Origin of the sequence: Salmonella sp. SG203 (assembly GCF_013350575.1) — a bacterium.
Classification (GTDB): domain Bacteria; phylum Pseudomonadota; class Gammaproteobacteria; order Enterobacterales; family Enterobacteriaceae; genus Salmonella; species Salmonella enterica.
The window spans coordinates 1-1,119 of sequence record NZ_SNMT01000084.1 but is presented as its reverse complement, the minus strand read 5'-3'; the positions used below and the strand labels follow the sequence as shown (position 1 = coordinate 1,119).

Genomic DNA, 1,119 nt, shown 5'->3' with positions numbered 1-1,119 from the left:
CAGACAAACCATGATGCCTGTTTTATCCCGGAGTGTGTTCGCCAGCACAACGGAGAACCTCTTTATATTCTTGTTGCGCACTGGTGTCTGCTGCAACAAAACTGGGTTCAGAGAAGCCAGATATCTGAGGCCTTCCACATTACTGCGAGGCGGGCCAGCTATCTGATGTCCTATCTGCGGAATAAAGCGTCCCGGGTGGTCTGTGTCTGCCGCCGCCAGACGTTGTCCAATAAAGCGCAGCGCTGTGAAATTTTTGTCGTGCGAGTTCTTGAAAACCCGGAGCCGGCCCGGCGAGAGAGGACGGTAACGCCACCGGTCTCACGGCGGCGGGTAGGGAACGGAGACAGGGCACAGGCGAATGAACTGTGGAACAGGCTGTGCAGTAACAGGAACGCGGGAAAAATCCTGAAGAAGGAGGATGATGATGACGGCGTATAATATGACAGCGGCCCGGCAGGTCATTATTCACGGTGACTGCTGGCCGGTGGTGAGTGCAGTGCAGGCAGTGGTCAGGGCGATGCGTCCTGAATGTCGTTGTGACATTGCAGAGTCCCTGCCATGCCTGCTTCAGCGTCTGACTGGCGCACCGGAGGCGGTATTAATCCTGTGTCTGCGGCCGCGGGAGCATATCTACCTTTTCTATGCCCTGAAAAGTCTGCTTCTGGACCATCCGGTACTGGTCATCAGTGATGAGCTGTTGTTCAGTGACCGGCTGGTTCTGCGCTGCTGGGGTGACATTGCCTGCGCCCCGTACCGTGAAATTCAGACCATTATATCGGGTCTGCAGAAGTACGGTCACTGTCCTTACCCTTTAAAAGGCACGCTCGCTAAATTTTTATCAGTCCCTGAATGTGCGACGGGGTTTTTTGAAGTTCCGGTGATTTTTAATAACCCGAAACGTCTGATGAGATATATGGCATTACTGATGCACCGGGCCATCTCGAATTGTGGAGTGACATCTTCACAGCAAAAACTACTGTGGGCGCTCTATAAAGGTCATTACTCGCTGTCAGGGCTGACAAAGATACTGAGCAAAAACGAGAAGCAAATCTGGCAGGACAAAAACAGACTACTGATGAAGCTGGGCATGAAAAATCGGCTGTATGAACTTCTCTACGG

Annotated in this window: 2 protein-coding genes; both read left to right on the top strand. The window is 52.5% G+C overall.

What is annotated here, in order from left to right; genetic code table 11:
- On the top strand, positions 1 to 438 hold a 438-nt coding region (locus HV477_RS27880; RefSeq protein ID WP_175065745.1), incomplete at its 5' end, for a CaiF/GrlA family transcriptional regulator.
- Positions 425 to 1,119: transcriptional regulator (locus tag HV477_RS27875; RefSeq protein WP_175065744.1), on the top strand; the 695-nt coding region annotated here is incomplete at its 3' end. The genes HV477_RS27880 and HV477_RS27875, both read left to right, overlap by 14 nt.